We start from the raw sequence: 1,285 nt of genomic DNA, 5'->3' as shown, positions 1-1,285 counted from the left end.
TCGTAGTTGTGTGGTCGGCAAACCACTTTTACTTTAACAGGGAGCCTTTTTCTTTTCTACTTTTCTCCTCGCTATAAGCTACTTTTTTACCCCCGGCTTAGCCGGGGGTTGCCTGCGGTACTACCAATGCAAAACCGCCCTTTTCAACTGAAAAGAGCGGTTTTTGTGGAGCTGCTACCCAGATTTGAACTGGGGACCTCATCCTTACCAAGGATGCGCTCTACCGACTGAGCTATAGCAGCAGATGGCGACGCGGAAGGGACTTGAACCCTCGACCTCCGGCGTGACAGGCCGGCGTTCTAACCAACTGAACTACCGCGCCATCTATTTATATCAAAGACAGCTGAGGCTGTTTTGCTATCTGGCAGGGGCAGAAGGATTCGAACCCTCGGCACTCGGTTTTGGAGACCGATGCTCTACCAGCTGAGCTATACCCCTATGTGGTGGGCCTTCACGGGCTCGAACCGTGGACCGGCCGGTTATGAGCCGGCTGCTCTAACCAACTGAGCTAAAGGCCCATACCGTCCAGCGGAAAAATAAATGGCTTGCCGTCACGACGGCGTGGCGGCAAGCCGCATGTTTGGCTCCCCAAGTTGGACTCGAACCAACGACCCTGCGGTTAACAGCCGCATGCTCTACCAACTGAGCTATTGAGGAATATGAAGAAGGTCTGGTCTGGTCAGACCAGACCTTCTGATGTTGGCGCTACCTATTTTTCCAGCCCATCTCCAGGCAAGTATCTTCGGCGCAGGCGAGCTTAACTTCCGTGTTCGGGATGGGAACGGGTGGACCCTCGCCGCAATCAGCACCAACTTACTTTCTTTCGAAAAAGAAAGTAAGCAAAGAAAACTTCAGAGAACTTTTCTCTCCTTACCGTCTTTCTCAACAGTAAGCTATTATATTCAATTCTTAACACGCTGTCAAGGAAAAAATGATGGTGACCCGTGCGGGAATCGAACCCACGTTTGCGGCGTGAGAGGCCGCCGTCTTAGCCGCTTGACCAACGGGCCGTTTGGTGCGCCTTCAGGGATTCGAACCCGGGACCCACTGATTAAGAGTCAGTTGCTCTACCAACTGAGCTAAAGGCGCATACGCCATCATCAGGGTGCCAGCACCCTCAAAACCGAACAATGTAGAATGGAAGCGGAGAGACAAGCTACCTGCATATCATCATGTTAAGGTCAAGCCCTCGGCTTATTAGTACCGGTCAGCTGCACGCCTTACAGCGCTTCCACCTCCGGCCTATCAACGACATAGTCTACGTCGAGCCTTACTCCATATAGGA

At 52.4% G+C, this 1,285-nt stretch carries 7 tRNA genes and 2 rRNA genes; all 9 read right to left on the bottom strand.

Features of this window, described 5'->3' with window-relative positions:
* Positions 1 to 166: 166 nt before the first annotated feature.
* Positions 167 to 242, bottom strand: a tRNA-Thr gene (locus NE547_RS17935).
* A 3-nt stretch (positions 243 to 245) separates the two neighbouring features.
* Positions 246 to 322, bottom strand: a tRNA-Asp gene (locus tag NE547_RS17930).
* Between the two features lie 40 nt (positions 323 to 362).
* Positions 363 to 438: transfer RNA gene (locus tag NE547_RS17925), tRNA-Trp, on the bottom strand.
* Positions 439 to 441: 3 nt separating this feature from the next.
* Positions 442 to 518, bottom strand: a tRNA-Ile gene (locus tag NE547_RS17920).
* A gap of 63 nt (positions 519 to 581) precedes the next feature.
* Positions 582 to 657 (bottom strand) — tRNA-Asn (locus NE547_RS17915).
* Between the two features lie 40 nt (positions 658 to 697).
* A 5S ribosomal RNA gene (gene rrf / locus NE547_RS17910) occupies positions 698 to 813 on the bottom strand.
* A gap of 122 nt (positions 814 to 935) precedes the next feature.
* Positions 936 to 1,010: transfer RNA gene (locus tag NE547_RS17905), tRNA-Glu, on the bottom strand.
* Positions 1,011 to 1,013: 3 nt separating this feature from the next.
* Positions 1,014 to 1,089 (bottom strand) — tRNA-Lys (locus tag NE547_RS17900).
* An 88-nt stretch (positions 1,090 to 1,177) separates the two neighbouring features.
* A 23S ribosomal RNA gene (locus NE547_RS17895) occupies positions 1,178 to 1,285 on the bottom strand; the annotation flags it as partial.

Source organism: Flavonifractor sp. DFI.6.63, from assembly GCF_024462255.1.
Lineage (GTDB): Bacteria > Bacillota > Clostridia > Oscillospirales > Oscillospiraceae > Lawsonibacter_A > Lawsonibacter_A hominis.
This window is presented reverse-complemented; position numbering and strand designations above follow the sequence as displayed.